Here is a 26,423-nt window from a genome sequence, read left to right as displayed (position 1 = left end):
CGACCTGGGAAACCCTCGGCGTTTCCCGCGGTCGCCTGAGTGGACAAAGGCCGCGGAGGGCTTTGTCCACGGACAGCGAAATCTTCAATTCACATTGCGGAATTCCGCCGTGGCGAACAGGGCCTGGCAGTAGGCCACCAGCGCGAGTGACTCGGCCTCGGCCGATGGCCCCCGCTGCCCCGCCCCGGTCACGCGCCGGGCGTGGCGGACGGAGAAACCGGTCCAGAAGTCGGTGATCGCCCGCTTCTCCGCGGAGGTCGGACGGCGCCCGAGCGCCATCTCGAACGCCGCGGCGAGGCGCTCGGGCAAAGGCCCCGGCAGTCCGGCGACGCGCTCGGCGAACGACCGCGCCAGCGACACGACCGCGTCGTCGTTGAGGAGGAACAGCGCCTGCGAGGGCACGTTCGACTCCTCGCGCTGGCCGCTGACCAGCGACGCGTCAGGAAAGTCGAACACGGCGAGCGCCTCGGGCACCTGGTCGCGGACGATCGGCAGATAGATCGAGCGGCAATCGTCGGACCGCGTCCGCGACCGGGTCAGCATTTCGATCATCCCCTGCCGGTCTTCCCGGATCCGGGCGATCGGAGAGCCGGCCGTGGGCTCGAGGTCGAGCCGGCCCGCGACGGCGAGCATCGCGTCGCGGATCACCTCGGCATCGAGCCGCCGCTGATCCATCCGCCAGCGGAGTCGGTTGTCGGGATCGATGGCATGATTCGCGGCCTCGTGCACGGCGGCGAGCGAGTAGCCGCGGGACAGCACGATCCGCCGGATCAGCTTCTTCACCGACCAGCCATCCTCCATGAACGCGACGGCGAGGTGGTCGAGGAGCTCGGGATGGCTCGGCTCCATCCCCATGATCCCGAAATTGTCGGGCGTGGCGACGATCCCCTGCCCCATGAGCTTGAGCCACAACCGGTTGGCCATCACCCGGGCCGCGAGCGGGTTGTCGCGCGACGCGATCCAAAATGCGAGGTCGAGCCGGCCACTTCCTTCGGCGATCTTCCGCGGCTCGTCCGCGGCGCACAGCACCTCGACGAGCCCGCGCGGCACCGTCTCCCCCGGCTGGTCGACGTCGCCACGGGCGAGCAGCGGGCTGTCGACGGCGTCGGGGCGGTCGAGGACCCCCATCGCCAGCGACCGCGGGTTGCCGTCGGCACGGAATTGATCGAGATCCGACCGGGCCCCCGCGGCACGGTCGCGCGCCACGCGCACCCGGAGAAACGCCGCCGCCCCGTCGCGGTCCCGGCCCGCGCGCCGCGCCTCGGCCGCCTCGCGGGCGAGGGCATCGGCACTGGCCGTCAATTCGCCCACCTCGCGTTCGAGCCGCGCCAGGTCGCCGGCCGGGAGAGGCGCCACCGCGGCCGGCAGCCCGGCCTCCGGCGGCAGCTCGACGAGCGACGACGGATGGGCGTTTTGCAGTTGCGCTCCGGTGCCGAACAGCGTCTCGCTACTGAGAAAGATACCCGCCAGGCCGTAGTAATCGCGCTGCGAGACGGGGTCGGTCTTGTGGTCGTGGCAGCGGGCGCAGGCCAGCGTCAGGCCGAGCATCGACTGCGACACGACGTCGATCTGCTCGTCGACCATGTCCATTTGGAATTGCCGCCGGTCGCGCTCGTTGAGCGCCTTCGGCCCGAGGGCGAGAAAGCCGGTGGCGATGATCTTCCGCGCCTGGTCGGCCGGCCCCGAGTGCCGCAGCAGGTCGCCGGCGAGCTGCTCGCGGAGAAACCGGTCGTAGGGCTTGTCGTCATTGAACGCCGCGATCACCCAGTCGCGGTAGCGCCACGCGTGGGGATAGGGCAGGTTCGTTTCCTTGCCGCTGGAATCGGCATACCGGGCGACGTCGAGCCAGTGCCGCGCCCAGCGCTCGCCGAACCGTGGCGACGCCAGAAGCCTGTCGACCACCCGCTCGACCGCCGTCGCCGACGTGTCGGCCAGAAAGTCGTCGATCTCGGCCGGCGTCGGGGGCAGCCCGATCAGATCGAACGACAGCCGGCGGAGCAGCGCCGCGCGGTCGGCGTCGGCCACCGGCCTGACGCCGGCCTTCTCCATCGCGGCGAGCAGGAACCGGTCGATGTCGGACCGCGGCCAGTCGGCATCGCGCACGTCTGGCAGCCCCGGGGCGACGGGCTTGCGAAACGCCCAGTGCCGCCGCCCGACGGCGACTTCCTCGCGCCAGGAGTCGGTGGCCGATTCAGCGGCCTCGATCGCGCCGGCCGTGAGCCATGCCACGACCGCTGCCACCAGCCCGCGGGCGAACGATCCGGTCAACAGGCGAACCATCGGATGATTCCTGGAACGAGCCGTCCTCGACTTCACTTCGAACGATCGACCCCCGGCATGGTTTCGCACGGCTGGTCGATCGCCGCCGCACCGGGAATTCCCGACGGCTACCCGCCCAACCCCGTCGCTGGTATGCCGCAGCTGGGGGCGAAACGTTAGCAGAGGGAGGAAAACATGCCGCTTCGCGCGGCGTTTTCTCGATGACTATTGCACGCCAAGCGATGATCGGTCGCCTACGGCTGCCTTCCGAATGTGTTCTGGACGGGTAGATACCGCACTCGCGTGTGCGCCTCGCTCACCGATACGATCGCATCTGCCTCGAGGTCGCCGCGCTGGGCGGAAAGGACGGCCACGAGCCGCGTCAAGACCCTCTCCGGCCGCATGGATCGCAGGCGGAAGGTCATGACACCCGGAGCGGAGGCGCCTGACAGCGCGAGAAGATCGGTGGAGTCGAGGTCATGGGTCACGATGATCCGTGCTTCGGCCCGCGCGACGGCGACGATCTCCCGATCGGACAGCCGCGATCCGTGCCGTCCTTCGACATGATCCGCATCATGGCCGAGCCGTCGCAGGGCCACCGCCGCACTCGGTGCGATCCCCATGTCGAGCAGCAGCCTCATACAGGCGCGGCTTCGCTCGGTAGCTCTTTCTCCTCGGCGAGCCATGCTGCGTAGCACAGCGCCTGGGAGACGTCGTCCGGCTCCAAGCTCGGGTATTCGGCGAGGACTTCCGCCGCAGTCATCCCCGAGGCGATCAGGTTGACGACGAGCGCGACGGTGATCCGCATGCCGCGCACGCACGCCTTGCCACCCATGATCGACGGGTCACACGTGATCCGGTCAAACGCTGTCATGCCCCGTCTCCCGTCGCGACAAGTTGCCCAAGCCCTCCGTGAAGTCTACCTGCCCGTGGACGGAGCCATCGATGGCCTTTGCCCACTCTGGCGACCGCGGGAAACGCCAGGGGTTTCCCTGGTCGCGATCGGCCGCATCCCTTGGCCGATCACTTTGTCAACGGTCTGCCATCCCCGCCGACGGGGTCGCCACACGCTCGCACCGCAGCGACAGGTGACGGGCCGCTGCGAACGAAGGCGGGCGGTTGGCGCCGATCGAGGGAATGCGATGGGCTGCCCGCGACGATTACCACGGTCGTACCCCGCATCAGGCCCGTGCGGCGGCGCGCGGGACGAGGAAGCGGAGGTGGTGTGAGGCGTGGATCAGCATCAGATCGTCGTAGGCCTCGCGGTCGAGCCGGTCAAACGCCGGATGAGGATGGTACGGTCCCTGGTACGCGTGAAACGCCTCGACTTCCGCGCGAAACCGGGCGAGCGCCGCCGCATCGTCGGCGTCGGGCGACACCTGCGGCTGCCACCATCGTGGCGCGGGAATGCCCGCCGGAATCCAGCGCCAGCGCCGCATCACCGGGAGGGCGGCGCTGCGGGCCAGCATCCGCATCAGCCACGGCATGCGGTTGGCCGAGCCGGAGATCGCCACCCGAAGCCCGGCGCCGACATGATCGAGCGCCTGCGCCAGCGACCACTTGCCGGCGCGGTCATACCCGCCCCGCACGAGCCGGTCGGCATCGGCGAGCACGTCTTCCCAGGAGCGGAAGTCGACGCGGCGGCGCGTGACGGATGAAGCAGGCATCGTTGGCTTCCGGTCGCCCCGCACGGCGCCCCCGCCGCGTCAAGCCTGTCAGCATACCCCGCCCCGCCCCGCGGACTCGCGGCGCGATCACCCGCCACCGTCTCAGTCGGCCGGAAGCCCAGCCGCCTCGGTGAACCTGTCGAACAGCGACTCCATCGCCACCTCGTGGACGACGCGCGTCATCATCGCCGGAGACGTCGCCGCCAAGGCGGCGGCGAACTGCGCGTCGGTGCAGGCCACGGGGCTCGCCGCGAGGGCGTCGGCCACGGCCAGGACCGCGCGGCGCGCCGAGGACAGCCGTGTCTGCTCACCGGCCAGATCGGCGAGGGCCGCGTCGTCGAACCCGGCCGCGCGGAGGTCGCGTTCGGCGATCCCCAGGGCGTACCAGGCGCGGTTCCGGCGCGCCACCGTCCAACGCACCAGCGCCCTGTCGACCGGATCGATTCCCGGAGCCTCGGCGGAGAGCGTGAAGGCCCGCGCCATCCGCGGGCCGGCCACCGGGAACCAGGCGAGCAGGCGCATCCACCCGGGGAGCGGACCGGAGGGTGCGGCCGCGCCGAGAACCCGCCGTGCTTCGGCATCGTCGACGAGCGGCAGGCGCGGCGAGCGCGACCGCACCGCGGCGACGCCGGCGCGGATCTCGTCGGCCCCGGCGGGGGGCGCCGGGAGGACCGTGGTCAAGAGCCCTTCCCCGCCGGCCGGACCGCCGAGCACCGCGACGGCCGATGGCACCGCGGCAAACGCCGGCGCCGTCGGTGTGAGGTAGGAGTGGGTGCCGTCGGGGCGCGCCAATGACCATCCGGAGTTGCCGCCGCCGGACGCCTGTGGAACGCCGATCCCCTCCTTCCAACGATTGATCGCATTGTTGCCGGCGACCGAGATCGCCATCTCGAGGACCTGCTGCGGCGTGAAGTGGGCCAGGCAGCGCTCGACGTCGGCATCGCTGACCGAACCGGGAGCGAGCGACAGCCGGCGCGCCAGCGCGAACGCCGCCTGCTCGCGCTGCGGAAACGCGCTCCAGTCGGCGTCGAGCCGCGCGAGATCGTCGTCGGTCATCCCCACCGCGAGGAGTTTCGACTCCTGATGGCCGAGGCAGTATTGGCAGTTGTTGGCCCGCGAGGCGATCCAGAACAGACGCGTCTTGAAGCCGTAGTCGAGCGAGAGGGCCGGATCGGGCTCGATGACCACGCGCGGCGGGGGCGCGCCCGGGCGCTGCGGCGCCGTGCCGCCGAAGCCGAGGTAGCCGCGCAGCTCGGTGCCGGGGAGGTACAACGCCCGCAGACGGTTTTCGTACGACAGCGCCTGCGTGTCGTCACCGGCGGCAGCGCGCTCCGCCGCGCTGATCTCGGGGAGCGGAATCCGCTCCGGACGGCGCTTCATCTCTTCGAGGAGGCGCTTCATCGCCGGCCGGGTGACCGGGGTCGGCCGAGGGGCGTCGGTCGCATCCGCGGCGCGCGAGGAGTCGGCGGCGACGAGGCACCCGAGCACCACGACAGGCACGAGGAGGGACAGAAGCGCGCGGTTCACGGGACGATCTCCGTGGAGAAAAAGGTCACCTGACGAGAAACCGGGGGCTCGAGGACTGTTGCCAAAGACCGAGGCATTTCCGCACGATGCGCATCGTCAATCCCCCAGCGCCACGCTGATCGCCGGCTGCGTCGACACGTGGTACACGACCTTCTTCGTGCCCAGCGGCGCCGGACCGACGAGGGTCGCCTCGCAGCGCGTGCTCAGGCCGAACGGGCGCACGTCGCCGATCTCGAAGCTTTCGAGCTTCGCCCCGCGGAGCCAGCGTTCGTCGGCGACGTGGATCGGCGGCACACGCTTCCGCAGATCCTCGCACGTGGCGCCGTCGCGCCACGCTGCGAGGACCGTCTCGAGGACGACGGCCGCCTTATCGGGCTCGGCCACGTACGCCGGCCCCCGGCTGCATCCCGCCGCACCGAAGCCGGCCACGACGACCAACGCCACGACGAGCCACGGCACGGAGCGAAGCGAAGGATTCATCACAACCTCCTCGGGAACGAAACCGACGACCGCGGGGCAGGATCAGTTGTCGAGATTCGCGACTTCGGCACCATCGCGGCTGCCGACCGCGCGCCACACCGCAAGGTCGACGCCGTCGGCCACGAAGCGCGTCGACGCATCGCACATCCCGAGTACCACGCCGCCCGGATGCGAGCTCTGCGCCGTCGTCATGATCCGGCCGGGGGGAAACATGCACGACCGCGAGTTGGGCGGGCCGGCGTGGAAGTAGATCGACGTCGAGTGGTAGCCGTAGAGCCACGGACCACCGACGTTACTGAAGCGCTGGAACGACAGGTTGGTGGGATCGAACGCCCGGCACTGCGACACGGCATCGTCGGCCGTCGCCGGGGTGGTCTGCGGCCAGAAGGTGTCGGTCCGGACCGTCGCCAGGCCGTTGTTGAAGTCGCCGACGTCGTGCTCCGAGACCGCCGCGGTGCGGCTCGTGCCGTCGGTCACGTCCTTGAAGCGGATCTTGCTGTCGAGGAAGAACGGACCGTTGGGCGCCGGCATCCCGAAGTTGGGATCCGACGAGGCGGTCGGCGGATTGCCCCACAGGATCCCCGAGCCCTGGTTGAGCCGGTAGTTGTTTTGCCCGTAGCTGCCGGGCAGGAACGTGGCCGGGTCGGACGGGCAGATGAAGTTGCTCACGCGGGCCGCTGCCGCCGCGGCATGGGCCGGATCGTTCCAGGCCTTCGCCGGATCGACGAGTTGAAACAGGCTCATCTGCTCCATGTACGGCAGCAGGAAGGCCTGCCCCGACACACCCGAGGCGGTCCGCCCGGTCGGCAGGGCACCGCGCGCCGAGTGGTGGTTTTGCAGGGCCAGCGAGATCTGGCGGACATTGTTGCCGCACTGCGACCGTCGGGCCGCCTCCCGCGCCGCTTGGACGGCAGGGAGCAGGAGGCCGACGAGCGTGCCGATGATCGCGATCACGACCAGCAGCTCGACGAGCGTGAAGCCGAGTCGCGGGCGCGGCGACGACAGGAACCTCGTGGGAATGATCATGACGGGGGACTCCGGAATGAAGAGAAGAATGGATCGGACGAACCGTGGCCGTTGACGACCGAATGACCTTCGAGGCGATCGACCGGCCCCGAAATCCCCGCACCCGGAACGATCACCGGGACGGAGCTGAGGGGCCCGCCGCGCCGACTAGCGCGAAAAGCGCGGTCGGCACGGCGGATGCACGTGGACCCCGCGACGCGGGCCGGCGGCTGCCCGGTGGTGGAGACGGCTTGCCATCTCAGGCGAGCCGGCGACCCACGGGCCGCGGTGCGGCCAGGTCGCGGACGTCGGCCGGGCGACGAACTCCACTGCCGACCGGGAGAGCCCGATCGGCGCGCGGAATCACCCGGACGGCGTCAGCAGCCCCTCGGTGGGCGCTCGGGGCGGTCGGAGAGGGCCGACGGAAGAGGATCGGAACCGGCCTCGAGCGCGGTGACGGCGTTCGCCGCAGGAGCCGGATCGCAGCCGTTGATCAGCGCGTCGCGGTCGTGATCGAGCGCAACCGCCGGAGACTCCGCCGGCGTCAGCGGCATCCCCGGCGCCTTTCGGCACGCCGGGCCGTCGCAGCGGCGCGGCCTGGGGGTACCGCGGTCGGCCTCGGTGGGGCCGGATTCGGGAACGGTCGGCGCTGCAAGAGCGCGGCCGACGTGGGCCGCCATCGCGTGCCCTTCGAGCCAGTCGCCGCAGCTCGCGTCGGCCCGCGTGCCGACAACGCAGGCTAGCGCGAGCGCCGCACCGACGCCGACGAGTCGGGCAAGCCACCGTGCCGGCTGGTGTTGGCCACTCGGGCGCATGGCGGAAGCTACGCAGGCCCCCGGACGACTGTTCACGAACGGGCCCGCAGGCCCACGACTCCCCCACCGCGCCTGGATGGTAGCCAGCCACCGACACCCGGGTCAATCGTTCGGTCGCCGCGGGGCACTGTCTGTCATTTCGCGGCCGCCGGGAGGCTGGCTACCATACGCCCCATGGCAGCGAACGGACGCGATTCCTGGGGCTCTCGGATCGGCATGATTCTCGCCGTGGCGGGCAGCGCCGTCGGCCTCGGGAACTTCATCCGCTTCCCGGGCCAGGTGGCCCAGTTCGGCGGCGGGGCGTTCATGATCGCCTACGCCATCTCGTTCCTGATCATCGGCCTGCCGATCGGCTGGGCCGAATGGGCGATGGGCCGCTACGCCGGCCAGCGTGGCTTCAATTCCGCCGCCGGCGCCTTCCACTGCCTCGTGCCGTGGCGCGGAAGCAAGTACCTGGGGATCCTCGGCGCGATGATCCCGCTGATCATCTTCATGTACTACGTCGTCATCGAGGCCTGGACGCTCGGGTACACGGTGCGGTTCCTGAGGGCGATGTTCGACCCGGCGCTGCGCTTCGCCGACGTTGCGGCGTCGGAGGCCTACTTCGCGTCGTTCGTCGGGATCGCGGCCGATGGGGCGGCGCTGAAGCCGGGCCTCGATTCGTTGCTGCCGTGGCTCGTGATCGTGTTCCTCCTCAACCTCGTCCTCATCTACCGCGGCATCTCCCAGGGGATCGAGCTCGCCTGCCGCGTCGGGATGCCGGTCCTCGTCGTCCTCTCGCTGCTCGTCCTCGTCCGGGTGCTCACGCTCGGCACCCCCGATCCGGCCCGCCCCGATCACAACGTCTCCACGGGCCTGGGCTACATGTGGAACCCCGGCAAGACGCTCGTCGTCGCTGCCGACGGCAAGACACTCGCCGAGGTGGTCGACGCCGATCCGCTCCGCCAGCGAACGCGCGCCGAGACGCTGGCGGCCGCGACCGAAGGGGCAACCGTCGTCGAGCGGACGGTGCTCCAGCAGCTCGCCGACCCCAACCTCTGGCTGGCGGCCGCGGGGCAGATCTTCTTCTCGCTGTCGGTCGGCTTCGGCGTGATCCTCGTCTACGCCAGCTACATGGGTCCGCGCGACGACCTCCTGCTTTCCGGCCTCACCGCCAGCGCCACCAACGAGTTCTGCGAGGTCGCCCTCGGCGGCCTGATCACGCTCCCGGCGGCCGTCGCCTTCCTCGGCGTGGCCGGGGTCGCCGGCAAGGGCACGTTCGGCCTCGGGTTCAACGTCCTGCCGATGGTGTTCAGCACGATGCCGCTGGGGAGCTTGTTCGGCGCCCTGTTCTTCTTCGTGCTGTTCATCGCCGCGATCACCAGCTCGCTGTCGATGCTCCAGCCGGGGATCGCGCTGCTCGAGGAGTCGCTGGGAATCACGCGGAAGGGTTCGGTCGGCCTGCTCGGCACGCTGACGGCCCTGGGCACGGGGTTCGTCGCCTGGTTCAGCAAGGATCTCAAGGCCCTCGACACGCTCGACTTCTGGGTCGGGACGTTCCTGATCTTTGTTCTCGCGACCGTGCAGATCATCCTCTTCGGCTGGTTCTTCGGGATCGAACGCGGCTGGCGCGAGCTCCACGCCGGAGCGGCACTGAACCTGCCGGGGTGGTTCAAGCCGGTGTTCCGCTACGTCTGCCCGGCGTTCCTGATCGCGATCTTCGCCCTCTGGGTGGCGCGGAACGTGTTCGGCTGGGACCCCTCCGGCGGCGGCACACAGGGCAGCCCCTACACCAAGGCGTTGTTCGTCGACGGCGACCCTGTCGCCTGGCTGTGCATCGGGGTGGTGACGGTGGTGGCCGCCGGTTTGGCCGCCACGATCGGCGGCTCGCGCCGGTACCGTGACGAAACGGAGTGACCCGATGCAACCCGCCGGCTTGGCCGTGATGATCGCCTCGGTGGGGACGGTGACGCTGCTGTTCGCCTGGTGCGTCTCCAAGGTCCTCGCCCAGCCGGCGGAGACCGCCGCGCACCTCCACGCTCCGGAGCTCCACACGCCCGACATGGACCGCGACTGAGGGACTCGGGCTGGGTCGGGCCACGGCCGCCGGGATATGATCCGGGGAATCCCTCCGCCCGGATCGTCCCATGCGCGGCGCCCTCAAGACCGTCGTCGCTCTCGCCGTTCTCGGCGGCGCCGGGGCGGCGGCCTGGGGGCCCGCGATGGCGTGGTGGGTCGCCCACAACCGGCCGCGGTTCGACACCCTGGCAGCCGAGCGCGGCGACGTGGTCGAGGTCATCAACTCGACGGGGACGGTCGAGCCGGTGCAGTCGGTGCAGGTCGGGGCGTTCGTCTCCGGCCAGATCGTCGAGCTCCACGCCGACTTCAATTCGGAGGTCACCGCGGGGGACCTGCTGGCGACGATCGACCCGCGCACCTACCGGGCGTTCGTCGCCCGCGACCGGGCAGCGCTGGCGGCCAGGCGCGCCGAGCTCGAGCGCGGCCGGGCCCGGCTCGAACAGGCGCGGCGCGAGGAGGAGCGGTCGCTGGCGCTCGCCGACCGCAACGCGACGGCGATCTCGGAGAGCGTCCTCGACGAGAAGCGTTTCAACCGCGTCGCCCTCGAGGCCGAGATCGTGATGGCCGAGGCGGCGATCGAACAGGCCCAGGCCAACCTCGAGACATCGGAGACGAACCTCGGGTACACGCGGATCCTCGCCCCGGTGAGCGGCACGGTCGTCGAGCGGAAGATCGAGCTCGGGCAGACCATCGCCGCGCAGTTCCAGACGCCCGAGCTGTTCGTGATCGCCCCCGACCTGCGCCGGGAGATGTGGATCTTCGCGTCGGTCGACGAGGCTGATATCGGGATGATCCGCCGCGCCCAAGACGCCGGCAAACCGGTGCAGTTCTCGGTCGATGCCTATCCGGGCGAACTGTTCTCGGGGCGGATCGCGCAGATCCGCCTCGCCTCGACGACGTCGCAGAACGTCGTCACCTATCCCGTCGTGATCGCCACCCCGAATCCGTCGCTGGCCCTGCTGCCGGGGATGACGGCCGAGATCTCGTTCGAGGTCGACCGCCGCGACGACGTCGTCAAGGTTCCCAACGGCGCCCTGCGCTTCTACCCGCTCCGCGACCATGTCCGACCCGCCGACCGGCCGATCCTCGACGGCCGCGCACTGGAGGCCGACGACCAGGCGCGGGGCGCGGCCCCGTCGGCGGCGGCCCGCGCCGACGCCGAGGCCGAGCGCCGCCGGCGCCACGTGTGGGTCGTCGAGCCCGACGGGCTGCTCCGCGCGATCGCCGTCGTCACGGGAATCGGTGACCACCGCTCCACCGAGATCGTCTCCGGCGACGTCGAGCCGGGGGCGCGGCTCGTCGTCGGGATCGCGCCGACCGAAAACTGACGGGCGCCCACGCCATGGTCACCCTCCAACTCGCCTTCCGGGCGCTCGCGAAGAACCGCCTCCGCGCCGGGCTGACGGTCCTCGGCGTCGTCATCGGGATCGCCGCGGTGACCACGCTCGTCTCGATCGGCCAGAGCGCGGCGGCGATGATCCGCGGCCAGTTCGCCGCCATCGGCACCAACGTGATCGTCGTCGTCCCCGGCACCGGCGAGCGCGGCGGCGTCCGCCTCGGGCCCCTCCCGACCCTCTCCCAGGGCGACGTCGACGCGATCGCCGCCGAGTGCCCGGCTGTGCTGGCCACGACGCCGCTGGTCGCGGCCCTCGGCCAGGCGATCCACGGCGGCACCAATTGGAGCCCCAAGGAAATGTTCGGCGTCGGCGTCGACTTCCTCACCGTGCGCAGCTGGCGCGTGCAGCGCGGCGAGTTCTTCACCGAGCGCGACGTCGCCGGCGCTGAGAAGGTCTGCGTCCTCGGTCATACCGTCGCCGCCCGGCTGTTCCAGACCGCCGATCCGCTCGGCGCGGTCGTCCGGATCCGCAACATCCCGTTCCGCGTCGTCGGCGTCCTCGAGCGCAAGGGGGCCAACATCGTCGGCGACGACCAGGACGACATCCTCCTGATGCCCTACTCGACGGCGCGGAAGCGGCTCGTCGGCACCGGATTCAAGGGGGTCCACGCGATCCTCGTCTCGGCACGGGCCACCGAGACGATGCACGTCGCCGAGCGCGAGATCCGCCATCTCCTCGCCGACCGCCACCGGATCGCCCCCGGCCAGCCGGCCGATTTCCGTGTCCAGAACACGACCGAGATCGCCAAGGCGCTCGGTGTCGTCACCGGCGTGATGACGGCGATGCTCGCCGCGATCGCCGGCGTCTCGCTGCTCGTCGGCGGCGTCGGGATCATGAACATCATGCTCGTGAGCGTCACCGAGCGGACCCGTGAGATCGGCCTGCGGATGGCGCTCGGGGCGACCGGCGGCGACATCCTCCGCCAATTCCTCGTCGAGGCGGTGCTCCTGGCGGCCCTCGGCGGCGCCGTCGGATTCGCGCTCGGCGTCGCCGGCGCGGCCGGCCTCACGCTCCTCATCAACGCCTACTCCTCCGGCGCCGATTGGCCGATCGTCGTCTCGGTCCCGGCAGGGATCCTCGCGATCGGCTTCGCCGCGGTCGTCGGCGTGTTCTTCGGCTGGTATCCGGCGCGCCGCGCCGCCCGGCTCGATCCGATCGAGGCCCTGCGCTACGAGTGACGCGCCGCGGGCTCGTCGGCGACGACCAGCCCGTCGCGGAGCGTGACCACCCGGTCGGCAGCGGCGGCGACCTCGGGGTCGTGGGTGACGATGATCACCGTCAGCCCCTGCTCGCGATTCAAGCGCCGAAACAGGTCGATCACGTCTTGACCGGTGCGGCTGTCGAGATTGCCCGTCGGCTCGTCCCCCATCAGGATCGATGGGCCGTTGACCAGCGCCCGGGCGATCGCCACGCGCTGCTGCTGGCCGCCGGAGAGCTGCGTCGGGTGGTGGTCGAGGCGGTCGCCGAGGCCGACGCTCTCCAGCGCCGCCCGGGCCCGCCGGCGCCGCTCCCGCGCCGGCACGCCGCGCGCATAGATCATCGGCAGCTCGACGTTCTCCAGCGCCGTCGTCCGCGCCAGCAGATTGAAGCTCTGGAACACGAAGCCGAGGTGCCGGTTGCGGACATGCGCCCGCTCGTCCTTGGAAAGCGTCGTCACCTCGCGGCCATCGAGGACGTAGCTCCCCGACGTCGGCCGGTCGAGGCAGCCGAGGGTGTTCATGAGCGTCGACTTGCCCGACCCCGACGGCCCGACCAGGGCGACGTGCTCCCCCCGGCCGATCGCCAGCGACACGCCGCGCAGGGCCTCGACGCGCACGCTCCCCAGGTCGTAGACCTTGACGACGTCGGTGACGCGGATGAGCGGCGCGGCGGCGGTGCCGTCGGCAGGCATGGCGGGACGCCGAGAGGGGCGAACGTCGGGCGATGAACCGGCCGCCCGATCGGCGCGCGGCGGCCGCGGAGCTTACCCCACCGGCCCCCGATTCCCGCAGGGGGCGGCGCCCGCGGGCCGGCGGCACGCCACGGCCGGCCTCACATGCAGCGGCGCTTCCGGCTACTCTGACGGCTGCACCGGGCTCCCGCCCGGCCCGGGTCCCGACGTGGTGAGCCATGACCGCCAAGCAACCGCGTTCGTCGGCTGGACAGACGCACCCGGGCATGCCGCACGACCCTGCAGCGGATTCCGACCGCGCCGCGCTGCTCGAACTCCTCCGCACGATGCTCACGATCCGCCTCGCGGAGGAGGAACTGGCACGCTGCCACCAGCGCGGGCTGATCCACGGCGCCTGCCACACGTCGGTCGGCCAAGAGGCGGTCGCCGCCGGCATCTGCGCCTGCCTTCACACGGACGACGTGATCTTCAGCACCCACCGCGGCCACGGCCACGCGCTGGCCAAGGGGCTCGCGCCCGAGGCGCTGATCGCGGAATTGTTCGGGCGCGGCACCGGCTGCTCCCGCGGTCGCGGCGGGAGCATGCACCTGTTCGCTCCGGAGATCGGCCTCCTCGGCACCAGCGGGATCGTCGGCCCCTGCATCCTCCAGGCCGCCGGCGGCGGCTATGCCTTCGCGCTGGCCGGCAGCGGCCGCGTCGCCGTGGCGTTCTTCGGCGACGGCGCGGTCAACAACGGCGCCTTCCACGAGGGGCTCAACCTCGCCGCGATCTGGAAGCTGCCGGTGCTGTTCGTCTGCGAGAACAACGGCTTCGCCACCGAGGTGCCGTTCCGCGAGGCCAGTGCCAATCCCGAAGTCGGCCGCCGGGCCGCCAGCTACGGTCTGGCCGGCGAGGAGATCGACGGCAACGACGTCGTCGCCGTCCGGGCCGCCGCCCGGCGCGCCGTGGCCCGGGCCCGCGCCGGGGAGGGGGCGACCCTCATCGAGTGCAAGACCTACCGGACCCGCGCCCATTCCGAGGGGATGGGGGATTTCGACTACCGCACGCGTGAGGAGGTCGCCGCCTGGAAGGAGCGCTGCCCGATCGCCACGTTCCGCCGGCGGCTGGTCGAGGACCATGGCATCCCGGCAGCCGAGCTCGACGCCCTCGAGGCCGAGGTGGCCGCGACGATCGCGCGCGGCCGGGCCGCCGCCGAGGCCGCGCCGGTCCCCGACGCCGCCAGCGCGACGACCCACGTCTACGCCGCCCCGCGCGAAGTCCGCGAGCCCCCCGCCGACCCCGGCGCCCGACGGCTGTCGTTCGTCAAGGCGACCGTCGAGGCGCTCGAGCGTGCGATCGCCACCGACCAGTCGGTGTTCGTGCTCGGCGAGGGGATCGGCCGTCGCGGCGGCAATTTCCGCACCACCGCGGGGCTCCATGCCGCTCACGGCCCGCAGCGCCTCCGCGACACGCCGATCTGCGAGCGCGGGTTCACCGGGCTGGCCTGCGGCGCCGCGATGGCCGGGGCCCGCCCCGTCGTCGACTTCATGTTTCTCGACTTCCTCCTCGACGCCTGGGGCGAGATCGTCAACCAGATCGCCAAGGTGCAGTTCATGTCGAGCGGCCGGCTGCGGATGCCGCTGGTGCTCCGCGGCTGCATCGGCATCGGCCATTCCGCGGCGACGCACCACTCGGGCAGCTACTACGGCATGCTCGCCCAGGTGCCGGGGCTGCGCGTCGTCGTCCCCTCGACGCCGCGCGACGCCAAGGGCCTGTTCACGCACGCGCTGCGCGGTGACGATCCGGTGTTCTTCCTCGAGCACCGCGAGCTGCTGCAGATCGAGGGTCCGGTCGAGGAGGGGGATCTGGAGATTCCGTTCGGCAAGGCGCGGATCGCCCGTGCCGGTGGCGACGCCACCGTCGTCGCCGTCGGGCGGATGAACCACCTCGCCCTCGCCGCGGCCGAGACGCTCGCCGCCGAGGGGGCGGCGATCGAGGTCGTCGACCCGCGCACCGTCGCCCCGCTCGACGGCGAGGCGATCCTGGCGTCTGTCGCCAAGACCGGTCGCCTGCTGGTCGTCGACGAGCCGGCCGGTCCGTGCGGCCTGGCGGCCGAAGTGGCGGCGCTCGTCGCCGACCGCGGTTTCGACGATCTCGACGCCCCGGTGCGGCGGCTGTGCGGCACGCCGAGCCCGACCCCGTATGCCCCGACGCTCGAGGCCGAAGTCGTGCCGACCGCGGCGGCGATCGCGACGGCGCTGCGCGGGCTGTTGGCCGAATGACGAGGAGGACCATCGGCGATGGCCGCTGACGTGACGATTCCCCGGCTCGGCTGGTCGATGGAGGAAGGTGTGTTCGCCGGCTGGCTCAAGCAGGCCGGCGACGTCGTCCGGCCCGGCGACGCGCTGTTCGTGCTCGAGGGGGAGAAGGCGGCGCAGGAGGTCGAGGCGCTCGACGGCGGCGTGCTGCACCTCGCCCCCGACGCGCCGCAGCCGGGGCAGACGGTGCCCGTCGGCCGGTTGATCGCCAAGCTCTGTGCATCTGGCGAGCAGCCGCGATGGCCCCCCGCGCCGACGCCCGCGAACGCCGCCACACCCCCTGCCGCGCGCTCGTCCGCCGCGCCCGCGGCCGCAGCCCCCGGCGCCGTGGCGCGGAGCGACCGCTCGTCGACCATTCCCCCGGCGGCCTCGCCGAGCGTGCGGCGCATGGCCCGTCGGCTCGGGATCGACCTCGCGGATGTCGCGCCGCGCTTTCCGCACGCGCCGCTGTCGGCCGCGGACCTCGGTGCCGCGCCCGCCGTGGGACCGCCTCCGTCGGGCGGAACCCTCCGGGCATCACCCCGCGCCCGCCGTGCGGCGCGCGACCGTGGGATCGACATCGCCACCGTTCGCACCGGGGGTGCGGCCGGGCGCGTGCGCGAGCGCGACGTTCTCGCCGTGGCCGACGCGGCAGGCCGGCCCCCGCTCCCGGCGGGCGCGACGCTCGTGCCTCATTCGCGCTCCCGGCGGGCGATCGCCCGGCAGATGGTCCGCGCCCGGGACGAGACGGTCCCGGTCACGCTCACCGCCTGGGCCGACGCGACGGCGCTCGAGGCCGCCAGACGCGCCGGCAAGGCGCTGCACGGCGACCGCGCTGCGACGCTCACCGACATGATCCTCGTCGCGGTCGCCACGGCGCTCTCGGCCCATCCACTGCTCGCCGCCCGCTGGGACGAGGCGGGGCTGGTGCTGCCAGGACCGCGGCTCGACATCGGCTTGGCGGTCGACGCCCCGGGCGGCTTGGTCGTGCCCGTCGTCCGCGACGTCGCCACCTGCACGCTCGCCGAGGTCGCCGACCAGACGCGCCGGCTCGTCGGCGCCGCCCGCTCCGGCACGCTCACCGCCGCCGACATGGAGGGGGGCGTGTTCACCGTCTCGAGCCTGGGAAGCCAGGGCATCGAGTTTTTCACGCCGGTGATCCACTGTCCGCAGGCGGCGATCCTCGGCGTCGGGGCGATCCGGCCGCAGCCGGTGGCCGCGGCGGACGACGGCACTGATCCCACCTGGCAACGGCAACTGCCGCTGTCGCTGTCGTTCGACCACCGGATCGTCGACGGCGCGCCGGCCGCGCGGTTCCTTGGCGCCGTCGCCGCGGGAATCGCACGGACTTTACACCGTTGATCAGGCGATCGGCGGCCCCCGCCGCTGCTTCGGCGGGTGATCGCCCCGGCGCCCGAAGACACTCCCTCCGCACAATCCACCGAGCAGCGCTCGCGGACCGCGCTCGTCGCTGGCACGCCCGGAGCAACACCCACTATGCTGACGCGGCTCAGTCCTCGTCGGTCGCCGTGGATCACCGCCGATGGACATCTCGATCACCGTGCGGGAAACGCCCGACGCACTGGTGGTGAGCGTCTCCGGACGGCTCGACGCCGAGCACGCCGCGGTGCTTGCGCGCGCCGTCGACGACGAGCTGCGACGCGGCCACCATGCGTTGGCGCTCGACCTCGCCGACTGCGGGTTCCTCAGTTCGGCAGGGATCCGCGTGTTGTTCGAGATCAACCGCGCCGCCGAGCGGGTCGGGGGACGGTGCCGGATCCGGGCGGCAAGCCCGCCGGTGCGGAAAGTGCTCGACCTCACCCGGTTGTCCCCGCTGCTGATGGAATCCGCTCCGCCGGCCGCGGTGCTGGCCCCGGCCGTGACGCCCTCCCCCGACCACACGAGCGGCGCGATCCGCTGGATCGGACTCGAGTCACCCACCGCGCCGGTCGCCGGCCGGGTCGTCGGATCGGACACGGCGCTGTCGACGGGGCGCCACGCCGGGGCGCCCCGTCTCGCGTTCCCCGGCGACTGTTTCGCGCTCGGGCTCGGGGCCTTGGTCGAGGATCTGCCGCTGGCGTCGCGCGCCGGAGAGGTTCTCGCCGCCGGGGGGATCGCGTTCCATCGGCGGCCACGGCCGTTCTCCATCGTCGACTACGTCACGGCCACCGGCGACCTCGTTGCGGAGCTGGACGTCGGCCACGGCCTGGTCTGGCGCGGGGTCCCGTCGGGGCGTGCCGGCTTCGAGATGGCGACCGAGGAGCCGATCGCCATCGACGACCTGGCGACGCAGCTTGTCGACTCGACGGCCGCCGACACGGTGGCGCTGGTCGTCGCGGGCGAGGTCCACGGGCTCGTCGGCGCCGAATTGATCCGCCCGCTTTCCGAGATCACCGCCGACGACCGTCCCGGTGTGGCTGACCGCACCGTCGCGGCACGCTGGCTGAGCTTTTCGCGCGAGCCCGTCCACGCCCGGCGCGCCGCGATCGTCGTCGGCGTTGCGACACGAGGCGCCGCGGGATCGCCGCTCGCGTCGTTCGTCCGACCGCTCGGGGGCGCGGCACCGGCCGGTCATTTTCACGCCGTCGTCTTTCCACCACGGCCCCTGAAGCGCGGCCCCGGCGATCTCGCCGCCACGGTCGCCGATCTCGCCGCCTCGCCCCCCCTGGCCCTGCTCCACCTCCTCACCGATCCCCAGCCGGTCCTCGGCAGCGGCCGGCCGACCCTCGCGCGGGGTCGCTGCTGGTTCGCCCCGCTGACCATCGGGAGGGAGGCGGCATGATCACGCTGCTCTCGACCTGGACGTTCGGGCTGGCGTTGGCGCTGGTCGCCCTCGGTGTGTTCGTGAGCTACAAGCTGTTCTCGTTTCCCGACGTCACCACCGACGGATCGTTCACACTCGGCGGCGTCGTCGCGGCCGTGGCCCTGGCCAGCGGGGTCGATCCCCTGCTGGCGACGCTCGCGGCCCTGGGCGCGGGGGCCGTTGCCGGCTGCACGACGGCGTTCCTCCACGCCTTTCTCGGCGTCGAGCGGCTGCTGTCGGGGATCCTGGTGACCACGGCCCTGGCGAGCGTGAACCTCGTCGTCCTCGGGAGGAGCAACCTGCCGTTGTCGTCGACGACCACGCTGCTCGACCGTGCCGAGGCGACCGTCGCACCGCTCGTCGAGCACGCCGGGCTGCCGGCAGCCCTCGCCGGGGAAGCCGCCCGGACGGTGTTCGTCGCGCTGCTGGTCGGCCTGGCGATCGCTGCGCTGTGGGCCTTTTTCCGGACGGAGCTCGGCACCGCGATGCGCGCCGGTGGCGACACCGCGACGATGGCCCGGGCGCTGGGCCGCGACACCGGGCTGATGACACTCGCGGGACTGGCGATCGCCAACGCGCTGTGCGCCCTGTCGGGGGCGGTGGTTGCCCAGTACCAGGGGTTCACCGACGTGCAGATGGGAATCGGGATGGTCGTGTGGGGCATGGCGAGCGTGTTCCTCGGCGCGGCGCTCATCGGCCCCGTGCGTCTCGGGGGCGCACTGGTAGCGACGGCCGCCGGCAGCGTCACCTTCCGGCTCCTCGTCGCCACCGCCCTCCGCGCCGGCCTCGACCCCGACTGGCTCAAGGCGGCGACGGCGGTCGTCGTCCTCGCCGCCCTCGTCGCCCCCCGTTTCCTCCAGCGCCGCGGCCATGCTCGAGCTCGTTGACGCCACCGTCGCCTTCGCCTCCCCCGGCGGCCCCACCGTGCGCGCCGTCGACGGGATCTCGCTGGGCATTCCGGCCGGCTCGTTCGTCGTCGTCATCGGGACCAACGGCTCCGGGAAGAGCACGCTGCTCGGAGCGATCGCCGGCACGGTGCCGCTCGACGGCGGCACGATGCGGCTGGCCGGTATCGACGTCACGCACTGGCGCGAGGACCGGCGCGCGTCGTTGGTCGGGCGCGTCTACCAGGATCCGCGGGCGGGGACGGCGGCCGGGCTGACCGTGCTCGAGAACATCGCCGTCGCCGCCTGCCGCGGGCGCTCCGCCGGGCTCCGCTGGGCGACGAGCCGGAAGCTCCGTGACGAAGCGGCACGCCGGCTGGCGGCGATCGTCCCCGGCCTCGACCGACGCCTCGACCAGCCGATCGGCTCGCTCTCGGGAGGGCAGCGCCAGATCGTGACCCTGTCGATGGCCACCTGGCAGCGTCCGGAGTTGCTCCTTCTCGACGAGCACACCGCGGCCCTCGACCCGGCCGCGGCCGACCGCGTCATCCAGGCCACCGCACGGATCATCCGCGAGCAGCGGCTGACCGCCCTGATGGTCACGCATTCCCTGGCCCAGGCGGCGGCGCTTGGCGACCGGCTCCTCCTCATCCACCGCGGCCGGATCGCCCTCGACGTGGCCGGGGCGGCGAAGCGCCGGCTCACCGCCGACGACCTCGCCGAGCGCTTCGACGCCCTGCGCCGTGCCGATCAACTCGACGACCAGGCCGCGCGCACGCTTGCGGAATCCTACGTATGAGCCCCCTCCCCGCAGCCCACGCGACGCTCGTCCGGGCCGCCCGGCACGCCCTCCCCACGATGCTCCTCCTCGGCGGCGCCTCGGCTCTGCTCCTCGCCACCGACCGCAGCCGGGCCACGCGCACGATGCCCGCCGTGGCGGTCCTCCAGCAGGTGAGCACGACGCTGCTCGACGACGCCGTCCGTGGGATGATCGACGGGCTCGCCGAGCGCGGCTACGTCGATGGCAAGACGGTGACGATCCGGCGTTACAACGCCGAAGGGGATCTCGGCCAGGCAAATGCAATCGCCCGGGAGATCGCCGGGGGGGCGTTCGATCTGGCGCTGACGTCGAGCACGCCGTCGCTGCAGGCCCTGGCCACCGCCAACGCCCGCGGCCGCGTGCTGCACGTCTTCTCGGCGGTCGCCGATCCGTTCTCGGCGGGAGTCGGCTTCGACCGTTCCGATCCGATGGTCCATCCCCGCCACCTCGTCGGCTACGGAAGCCTCGCCCCGGTCGACGCGACGTTCCGCATCGCGCGCGACGTCAATCCCCGACTGGCCCGCGTCGGCGTCGCCCACAATCCGGCGGAGGCCAACTCGCGGCGCTTCATGGAACTCGCCCGGGCGAGTTGCCGGGCGCGCGGGATCGAGCTCGTCGAGGCGGCCGTCGAGAACTCCTCCGGGGTGGTCGAGGCGATCCAGGCGACGCTGTCGCGCGGCGTCGAGGCCGTGTTCATTCCCGGTGACACCACCGTCTCCGCGGTGGCCGAGTCGGTCGTCGCCGCCGCCGCGAAGGCCGGCGTGCCGGTGTTCACGGTGGTGCCCGGCAAGCCCGACCGGGGAACGCTGTTCGACGTCGGCTTCGATTTCCACGAGGTCGGGCTCCTCGCCGGCCGACTCGCCGGCGACCTGCTCGACGGCGTCGATCCGGCGACGGTGGCAATCGGCGAGACCGCCCGCGAACGGCCGCCCCGGCTGTCGATCAACCTCGCGGCACCGGGATACGACCGCACCCGGTGGCGGGTGCCCGAGGCCCTCCTCGGGCAGGCTCGGGTCGTGATCGACGAGACCGGCCGGCGCGACCAACCATCCGCCGTCCTCGCCGGCCCGTTCACCGAGGCCGAGGCGGCGGCGCGGTGACGGCAGCGGCGGCGTGCGGGGCCCTCGTCAGGCGCCCTCGATCCGGTAGCCGGCGCGGCTCTCGCGCGCCAGGAACGCGTTGGCCTGCGCGTCGCCCGTGATCTCGCGCTTCACCGGATCCCAGGCGACCTCGCGTCCGAGGCGCATCGCGATGTTGGCGAGGTGGCAGATCTCGAGCATCCGGTTGTGCGACCAGACGTCGGAGATCGGCTGCTTCCTCGCGCGCATCGCGTCGATGAAGTTGGCGGTGTGGTTCTCGGCCACCGGCCCGCCATACACCGCCTCGATCGCCCCTTCGGGCAGCGGCCGCTCCTTCAACTCGTCGACCGGGGCGCCGGTGATCTTCCCGCGGTTGACGAAAAACCGCCCCTTCGTCCCCTCGAACAGGATCCCGTTGTCACCGGCGCTGGTGATCAGCATCTCCACGTCGCCGGGCATCGCCGCGCGAATCGTGAACTCGGTCGCCGCGTTGTAGCGGTCGGCGACCGTCGGGTGGCCGTCGGTGTAGGGGACCGGCAGCGTGTACTCCAGCGGCGTGATCCGGCTCGGGCCGGTGTCGGTGGCACCCAGCGCCCAGCAGGCGATGTCGACGTGATGCGCTCCCCAGTCGGTGAGCTTGCCGCCGGAATACTCGTGCCAGTTGCGGAACGAGTAGTGGCAGTTGCTGAACAGCGGCACGCCGCCGCCGTAGCCCTCGCGGAGCTGCGGCAGCGCCCGGTAGGGCACCGCGGGGGCGGGGCCGAGCCAGGTGTCCCAGTCGAGGCCGCTGGGCACCGGAGCCTCGGGGATCTCCGGCGACGGCTCCATGCCGTTGATTCCGCAGGTCACCTTCCTGACGGTGCCGATCCGGCCGTCGCGGACCAGTGCCACGGCTTGGAGGAACCGACCGTCCGATTCGGTGCGCTGCATCGTGCCCACCTGGAAGACACGGCCCGTCTCCTTGACGACGCGCTCGATAAGCTTCCCCTCGTCGATCGTGAGCGTCAGCGGCTTCTCGCAATACACGTCCTTGCCGGCGCGCAGCGCCTCGACGGCGATCTTCGTGTGCCAGTGGTCGGGAGTGGCGATCATCACCGCGTCGACGTCCTTGCGGTCGAGCACGCGGCGGTAGTCGGCGTAGGCGTCGGGCTTGCGGCCCTGCGCCTTTTCGACGTTGGCGACATGGTGGGCGAGGACGCCGGCATCGACGTCGGCCAGCGCCGCGAAGTCGGCGAACTTGATCGACTTGCGGGTGATCTCCCAGCCCTGGTTGCGGAGGCCGATCGTGGCGAACACCGGCCGGTCGGCCGGCGAATCGGCGGCGAGGGCGACGCGGGTGATCGGGGCGAGCGATCCACCAAGCAGCGCTCCCGAGCGGGCGAGAAACCGACGCCTGGAATCACGACTGGCTGCCATCGTCAGGGCCTCCTCGGTCGAGAGTGACTTCCGCCATCGGGCACTGCACCCTGGCGGGCGGGAAGAGAATACCAACCCGCGTCGACGAGGCGTCGGTGAGCATCGGGCGGGAAGTCGTGCGCCCCTCGCACGGGGCCTCCGGGCCGGCTATCCTCGCCGCCGGCGGGAAGCCGGGCCCCGGCACGGAGTGCGACACGATGCAGCGAGACGACGGCGATTCCCCGGCGATCGACGGCGTCGCCACCTCCGCGCCAACCCCCAACCTCACCCCCCTGCCGTGGCGGCTCGGCCTGGCCGGGGCGTTCCTCGCGCTCGTCGGCCTGGCCACCGCGGTCCAAGGCTCGATCGGCCCGAAGGGCACGGCACTGGTCGGCTGCGTGGCGTTCCTCGTCCTCGCCGCCGCGGCGTCGACGAACCTCCGCGCCGTCAACTGGCGGACCGTCGTCGGCGGAGTGCTACTCCAGGTGGCGCTCGCCGTCCTCGTGATCCACGGCAGCGTCACGCTCGGCGGCACGGTGTGGTCGGTGCGCGGGCTGTTCGAGGCGGTCGGCGAGGTCGTCAAGGCGTTCATCGGGTTCTCCGACGAGGGGGCGAAGTTCGTCTTCGGCAACCTCGCCAATCCCGGCGACATCGCCCTCAATCCGGGCAAAGAATTCCTGTTCATGTTCGCCTTCAAGGCGCTGCCGCCGATCCTCTTCGTGTCGGCGTTCTTCACCGTCCTCTACCACTTCGGCGTCCTCCAGGGGATCGTCCGCGTGTTCGCGCGGGTGATGGTGTTTCTCCTGGGCACCAGCGGCGCCGAGACGCTGTCGGTGGCCGCCAACGTGTTCATGGGCCAGACCGAGGCGCCGCTGATCGTCAAACCCTACGTGCCGCGGATGACGCGCTCCGAGCTGGCGACGCTGATGGTCAGCGGCTTCGCCCACATCTCCGGCGGGATGATGGCGGTCTACATCAACTACGGCGCCGATCCGGTCGCCGTCCTCACCACCTGCGTGATGGCCTGCCCCTGCAGCCTGTACCTCGCCAAGCTGATCTTTCCGGAGACCTCGAGCCCCGAGACGAGCGGCCTGACGCCGCATACCGACGTCAAGAGCCCCTACGTCAACGCCGTCGACGCCGCCGCCGCCGGCACCGCCGACGGCCTCCGGCTCGCGCTCAACGTGGCCGCGATGCTGATCGTGTTCATCGCCTTCGTGGCGATGTTCGACGGGCTGCTGTCGTGCCTCAAGCCGCTGCTCGGCTGGGTCGGGCTGCCGACGGCGTGGATCCCCGACGGCCTCTCGCTGCGGATGATCTTCGGGTGGCTGTTCGCCCCGGCGGCGATGCTGATGGGGGTCGAGCCGGCCGACCAGCAGCAGGTCGGCTCGCTGCTCGGCGCCAAGCTCGCGATCAACGAGCACTACGCCTACTTGGAGATGAAGAAGCTCCTCGCCGCCGGCGCGATGCAGCCGCGCTCGTTCGAATTGGCCGCCTACGCGCTGACCGGCTTCGCCAATTTCGCCTCGGTCGGGATCCAGCTCGGCGGCATCGGCGCGATCGCCCCGTCACGCCGCGCCGACCTCGCCAAGCTCGGTGGCCGGGCGTTGTTCGCCGGGTTCCTCGCCACGCTCCTCAACGCCGCGATCGCCGGCGTCCTGACCGGCCGCTGACGGCACCGCACACGCGGGGCGACCGACGGCACTGCGATTCGCGGCCGGTTCCGCCGCGCCGTCGCCCCCGGACCGGCTACGATGGCCCGAGAGGAGAGCCGCCCATGGAACCGCGTTCGACGCACGCCCGCAAGGAATACGAGCAGGGGGCGCTCGACGAGGCGACCGCCGACCGGCACCCGATCAGGCAGTTCGCCGTCTGGTACGACGCCGCCGTCGCCGCCGGCCTCCCCGAGCCCGAGGCGATGACGCTCTCGACCGCGACCCCCGACGGCCGCCCCTCGGCACGGATCGTCCTCCTCCGCGGGTTCGACGACCGCGGCTTCTGCTTCTTCACCAACTACGACAGCCGCAAGGGGCGCGAGCTCGCCGCCAACCCCCATGCGGCGCTGACGTTCCACTGGGCCTCACTCGAACGGCAGGTGCGGATCGAGGGGCGTGTCGAGCGGACGAGTACCGCCGAGAGCGACGCCTACTTCGCCAGCCGCCCGAGCACGTCGCGGATCGGCGCGTGGAGCTCGCCGCAGAGCGAGGTGATCGCCGGGCGCGACGCCCTCGAGGAATTGTTCGCCCGGTTCCGGGCCGAGCATCCCGTCGACGAGGCGATCCCGCGGCCGGAGAACTGGGGCGGGTTCCGCCTCGTGCCCGAGCGGATCGAGTTCTGGCAGGGACGGCCGAGCCGCCTCCACGACCGGCTCCGCTACCGCCGCGGCGCCGACGGCTGGATCATCGAGCGCCTCGCCCCCTGAGCCGGGCCGAAGGAGCCGTATGGCCGGTTCGGAGCCGTCGTTTCCCCGTCTGCCGGGGCCGGCGGTCGGGCGATCGATGTCTTCGAGAACGCATGCCGCGAAAGGCCTCGTCGCTGTGGAGAGCAAGCGCGCGGGAACTCGCGCTTCACGAGCCCCGCCTGCTCGGCGGCGCCGAGCGAACGGTAGGCGTCCGGCGTCACCGCGATGCCCCGCTCACGATCCCGGTACACCTCCCGTGCCCCCGCCGTCTCAGGCAAGGAGCTCGCGCACCACGCGGGCGCCGGTCACCTCGGGGTCGGTGAGCCGTTCGGCTCGGCCGGCGTGCGGAAACGACAGCCGGGTGTGGTCGATGCCCAGCTGATGGAGGATCGTGGCGTGCAGATCGGGCACGCTCACGCGCCCCTCGACCGCCGCATACCCCAGGTCGTCCGTTGCCCCGTGGACGTGCCCCGCGCGGAATCCGCCGCCGGCGAGCAGCAGGCTGAAGGCATGGCGATTGTGGTCGCGGCCGTCGGCGTTCTCCGTGATCGGCAGGCGGCCGAACTCCCCCGCCCACATCACGATCACCTCGTCGAGCAAGCCGCGTTGCTTGAGGTCGGTGACAAGCGCGGCGCTCGGGCCGTCGACCTGCCCGCAGATCGTGCGCAGCCCGGTGGCGAGACGATCGTGGTTGTCCCACGGCTGGAACGACGGCTTGAGCGGCGGGAAGATCTGCACGAACCGCACCCCGGCCTCGACCAGCCGCCGGGCCATCAGACAGCGGCTGCCGTAGCCGGCCGTCGCGGGATCGTCGAGGCCGTACAGCCGCCGCGTGTAGGCACTCTCCCCCGACAGGTCGAGCAGCGCCGCCGCCGAGGCCTGCATCCGAGCGGCGAGGGCGAAGTTCTCGATCCGTGCCTCGAGCTCCGACTCCCCCGGATGCTCGCGGAGATGCGCCTCGTTGAGCGCCTCGAGCAGCCGGCGCGACCGCGCTTGGAGTGCGGCGGTCGGCTTCCGCGGCGACTCGAGGTGGAGCACCGGCGTCCCCTGCGACGCCAGCTCGGTTCCCTGGTAGACGGCCGGCAGCCAGCCGTTCGACCAGACCATCTTGCCGGAGGTGTTGTAGCCGGCCGGATCGCGGAGCACGACGTAGGCCGGCAGGTCGCGGTTCTCGGTGCCGAGCGCGTAGGTGATCCACGACCCCATCGCCGGGCGGCCGGCGAACACCTTGCCCGTCTGCAGCGTGTTGAGCGCGAACGGATGGTTGTTGTTGTCGGTGTGCATCGAGCGCACGAGGCACAGGTCGTCGGCCACCGCACCGAGCCGGGGGATGACTTCGGAAAACTCCATCCCCGACTGCCCGTGCCTCGAGAACCGGAACGGCGTCCCGAGGAGGACGTTCTTGTTGCCGAGCTGGAACGTCTCCACCGTGCCCGGATGGGGCTGCCCGCTCCGCTTCGACAGCTCCGGCTTGTGGTCGAAGAGATCCATCTGCGACGGCCCGCCGTTCTGGCAGAGCTGGATCACCGCCTTCGCCCGCCCGGGGGAGTGGCCGGGGCGCGGGGCGAGGGGCGAAGCTGCTGCGGCCGTCGGGGCGCCGTGCCCCTTGTCGGCGACGAGCGCGGCGAGGACGAGGCCGCTGAACGAGCCCCCCAGGCTTGCCAGC

General features: G+C 71.9%; 21 protein-coding genes. 11 read left to right on the top strand and 10 right to left on the bottom strand.

Translation table 11 applies throughout. From position 1 onward, the window contains the following. Positions 1-84 precede the first annotated feature (84 nt). From FJ309_08675 to FJ309_08645, 7 genes are all read right to left on the bottom strand, one after another. Complete coding sequence (locus FJ309_08675; protein MBM3954672.1) at positions 85-2,280, bottom strand: DUF1549 domain-containing protein; 2,196 nt, start codon at positions 2,278-2,280, stop codon at positions 85-87. Between the two features lie 233 nt (positions 2,281-2,513). After that, positions 2,514-2,945, bottom strand: a complete 432-nt coding sequence (locus tag FJ309_08670; protein ID MBM3954671.1) for a hypothetical protein — start codon at positions 2,943-2,945, stop codon at positions 2,514-2,516. Continuing rightward, positions 2,897-3,133: a DUF433 domain-containing protein gene (locus tag FJ309_08665; GenBank protein MBM3954670.1), complete on the bottom strand. Its 237-nt coding sequence runs from the start codon at positions 3,131-3,133 to the stop codon at positions 2,897-2,899. Before FJ309_08665 ends, FJ309_08670 begins: the two co-directional genes overlap by 49 nt. Positions 3,134-3,440: 307 nt before the next feature. Next, positions 3,441-3,926: a DUF1569 domain-containing protein gene (locus tag FJ309_08660; protein ID MBM3954669.1), complete on the bottom strand. Its 486-nt coding sequence runs from the start codon at positions 3,924-3,926 to the stop codon at positions 3,441-3,443. Between the two features lie 102 nt (positions 3,927-4,028). Continuing rightward, complete coding sequence (locus FJ309_08655; GenBank protein ID MBM3954668.1) at positions 4,029-5,453, bottom strand: hypothetical protein; 1,425 nt, start codon at positions 5,451-5,453, stop codon at positions 4,029-4,031. A 96-nt stretch (positions 5,454-5,549) separates the two neighbouring features. Further along, positions 5,550-5,933, bottom strand: coding sequence for a hypothetical protein (locus FJ309_08650; GenBank protein MBM3954667.1), 384 nt, complete (start codon positions 5,931-5,933; stop codon positions 5,550-5,552). 42 nt (positions 5,934-5,975) lie between these two features. Further along, the gene (locus FJ309_08645; protein ID MBM3954666.1) at positions 5,976-6,959 is read right to left on the bottom strand and encodes a DUF1559 domain-containing protein; all 984 of its coding nucleotides are present in this window, start codon (positions 6,957-6,959) and stop codon (positions 5,976-5,978) included. A 1,265-nt stretch (positions 6,960-8,224) separates the two neighbouring features. Here FJ309_08645 and FJ309_08640 point away from each other — a divergent pair. The 3 genes from FJ309_08640 (at position 8,225) to FJ309_08630 (ending at position 12,386) form a co-directional block, all read left to right on the top strand. After that, positions 8,225-9,649, top strand: a complete 1,425-nt coding sequence (locus tag FJ309_08640; GenBank protein ID MBM3954665.1) for a sodium:calcium symporter — start codon at positions 8,225-8,227, stop codon at positions 9,647-9,649. Positions 9,650-9,879: 230 nt separating this feature from the next. Then, a complete protein-coding gene (locus FJ309_08635; GenBank protein MBM3954664.1) occupies positions 9,880-11,139 on the top strand; it encodes an efflux RND transporter periplasmic adaptor subunit in 1,260 nt (419 codons plus the stop codon). A gap of 14 nt (positions 11,140-11,153) precedes the next feature. Further along, positions 11,154-12,386, top strand: coding sequence for an FtsX-like permease family protein (locus FJ309_08630; GenBank protein ID MBM3954663.1), 1,233 nt, complete (start codon positions 11,154-11,156; stop codon positions 12,384-12,386). Here FJ309_08630 and FJ309_08625 read toward each other — a convergent pair. Then, positions 12,377-13,099, bottom strand: coding sequence for an ABC transporter ATP-binding protein (locus FJ309_08625; GenBank protein ID MBM3954662.1), 723 nt, complete (start codon positions 13,097-13,099; stop codon positions 12,377-12,379). The two genes, FJ309_08630 and FJ309_08625, sit on opposite strands and share 10 nt — an antisense overlap. A gap of 266 nt (positions 13,100-13,365) precedes the next feature. On the opposite strand from FJ309_08625, the gene FJ309_08620 reads away from it, so the two are divergent. From FJ309_08620 to FJ309_08595, 6 genes are all read left to right on the top strand, one after another. Then, on the top strand, positions 13,366-15,360 hold the full coding sequence (locus FJ309_08620) for a dehydrogenase (protein MBM3954661.1): 1,995 nt from the start codon (positions 13,366-13,368) through the stop codon (positions 15,358-15,360). 18 nt (positions 15,361-15,378) lie between these two features. Further along, on the top strand, positions 15,379-16,737 hold the full coding sequence (locus tag FJ309_08615) for a 2-oxo acid dehydrogenase subunit E2 (protein MBM3954660.1): 1,359 nt from the start codon (positions 15,379-15,381) through the stop codon (positions 16,735-16,737). A 181-nt stretch (positions 16,738-16,918) separates the two neighbouring features. Further along, a complete protein-coding gene (locus FJ309_08610; protein ID MBM3954659.1) occupies positions 16,919-18,157 on the top strand; it encodes an STAS domain-containing protein in 1,239 nt (412 codons plus the stop codon). Then, positions 18,154-19,065, top strand: a complete 912-nt coding sequence (locus tag FJ309_08605) for an ABC transporter permease (GenBank protein MBM3954658.1) — start codon at positions 18,154-18,156, stop codon at positions 19,063-19,065. The genes FJ309_08610 and FJ309_08605 overlap by 4 nt, the downstream gene beginning before the upstream one ends. After that, positions 19,049-19,861 carry an ATP-binding cassette domain-containing protein gene (locus FJ309_08600; GenBank protein ID MBM3954657.1) on the top strand — a complete coding sequence of 271 codons (813 nt, stop codon included), beginning with the start codon at positions 19,049-19,051 and terminating at the stop codon, positions 19,859-19,861. The genes FJ309_08605 and FJ309_08600 overlap by 17 nt, the downstream gene beginning before the upstream one ends. After that, a complete protein-coding gene (locus FJ309_08595) occupies positions 19,858-20,982 on the top strand; it encodes a substrate-binding domain-containing protein (GenBank protein MBM3954656.1) in 1,125 nt (374 codons plus the stop codon). The genes FJ309_08600 and FJ309_08595 overlap by 4 nt, the downstream gene beginning before the upstream one ends. A 27-nt stretch (positions 20,983-21,009) precedes the next feature. Here FJ309_08595 and FJ309_08590 read toward each other — a convergent pair whose 3' ends face one another. Continuing rightward, complete coding sequence (locus tag FJ309_08590) at positions 21,010-22,377, bottom strand: Gfo/Idh/MocA family oxidoreductase (GenBank protein MBM3954655.1); 1,368 nt, start codon at positions 22,375-22,377, stop codon at positions 21,010-21,012. A 197-nt stretch (positions 22,378-22,574) separates the two neighbouring features. Here FJ309_08590 and FJ309_08585 point away from each other — a divergent pair, with 197 nt between their 5' ends. Then, positions 22,575-24,029: a Na+ dependent nucleoside transporter domain protein gene (locus FJ309_08585; protein MBM3954654.1), complete on the top strand. Its 1,455-nt coding sequence runs from the start codon at positions 22,575-22,577 to the stop codon at positions 24,027-24,029. A 104-nt stretch (positions 24,030-24,133) separates the two neighbouring features. Next, a complete protein-coding gene (gene pdxH, locus FJ309_08580) occupies positions 24,134-24,778 on the top strand; it encodes a pyridoxamine 5'-phosphate oxidase (GenBank protein MBM3954653.1) in 645 nt (214 codons plus the stop codon). 249 nt (positions 24,779-25,027) lie between these two features. Here the strand turns inward: pdxH and FJ309_08575 are convergent, their stop codons facing one another. Continuing rightward, entirely contained in the window at positions 25,028-26,422 is a 1,395-nt protein-coding gene (locus FJ309_08575) for a DUF1501 domain-containing protein (GenBank protein MBM3954652.1), read from the bottom strand. Position 26,423: the final 1 nt, after the last annotated feature.

This window comes from Planctomycetota bacterium (assembly GCA_016872555.1).
In the GTDB taxonomy this organism is placed as follows: domain Bacteria; phylum Planctomycetota; class Planctomycetia; order Pirellulales; family UBA1268; genus F1-20-MAGs016.
The sequence above is the reverse complement of the archived record's forward strand: the minus strand, read 5'-3'. Positions and strand labels throughout refer to the sequence as shown.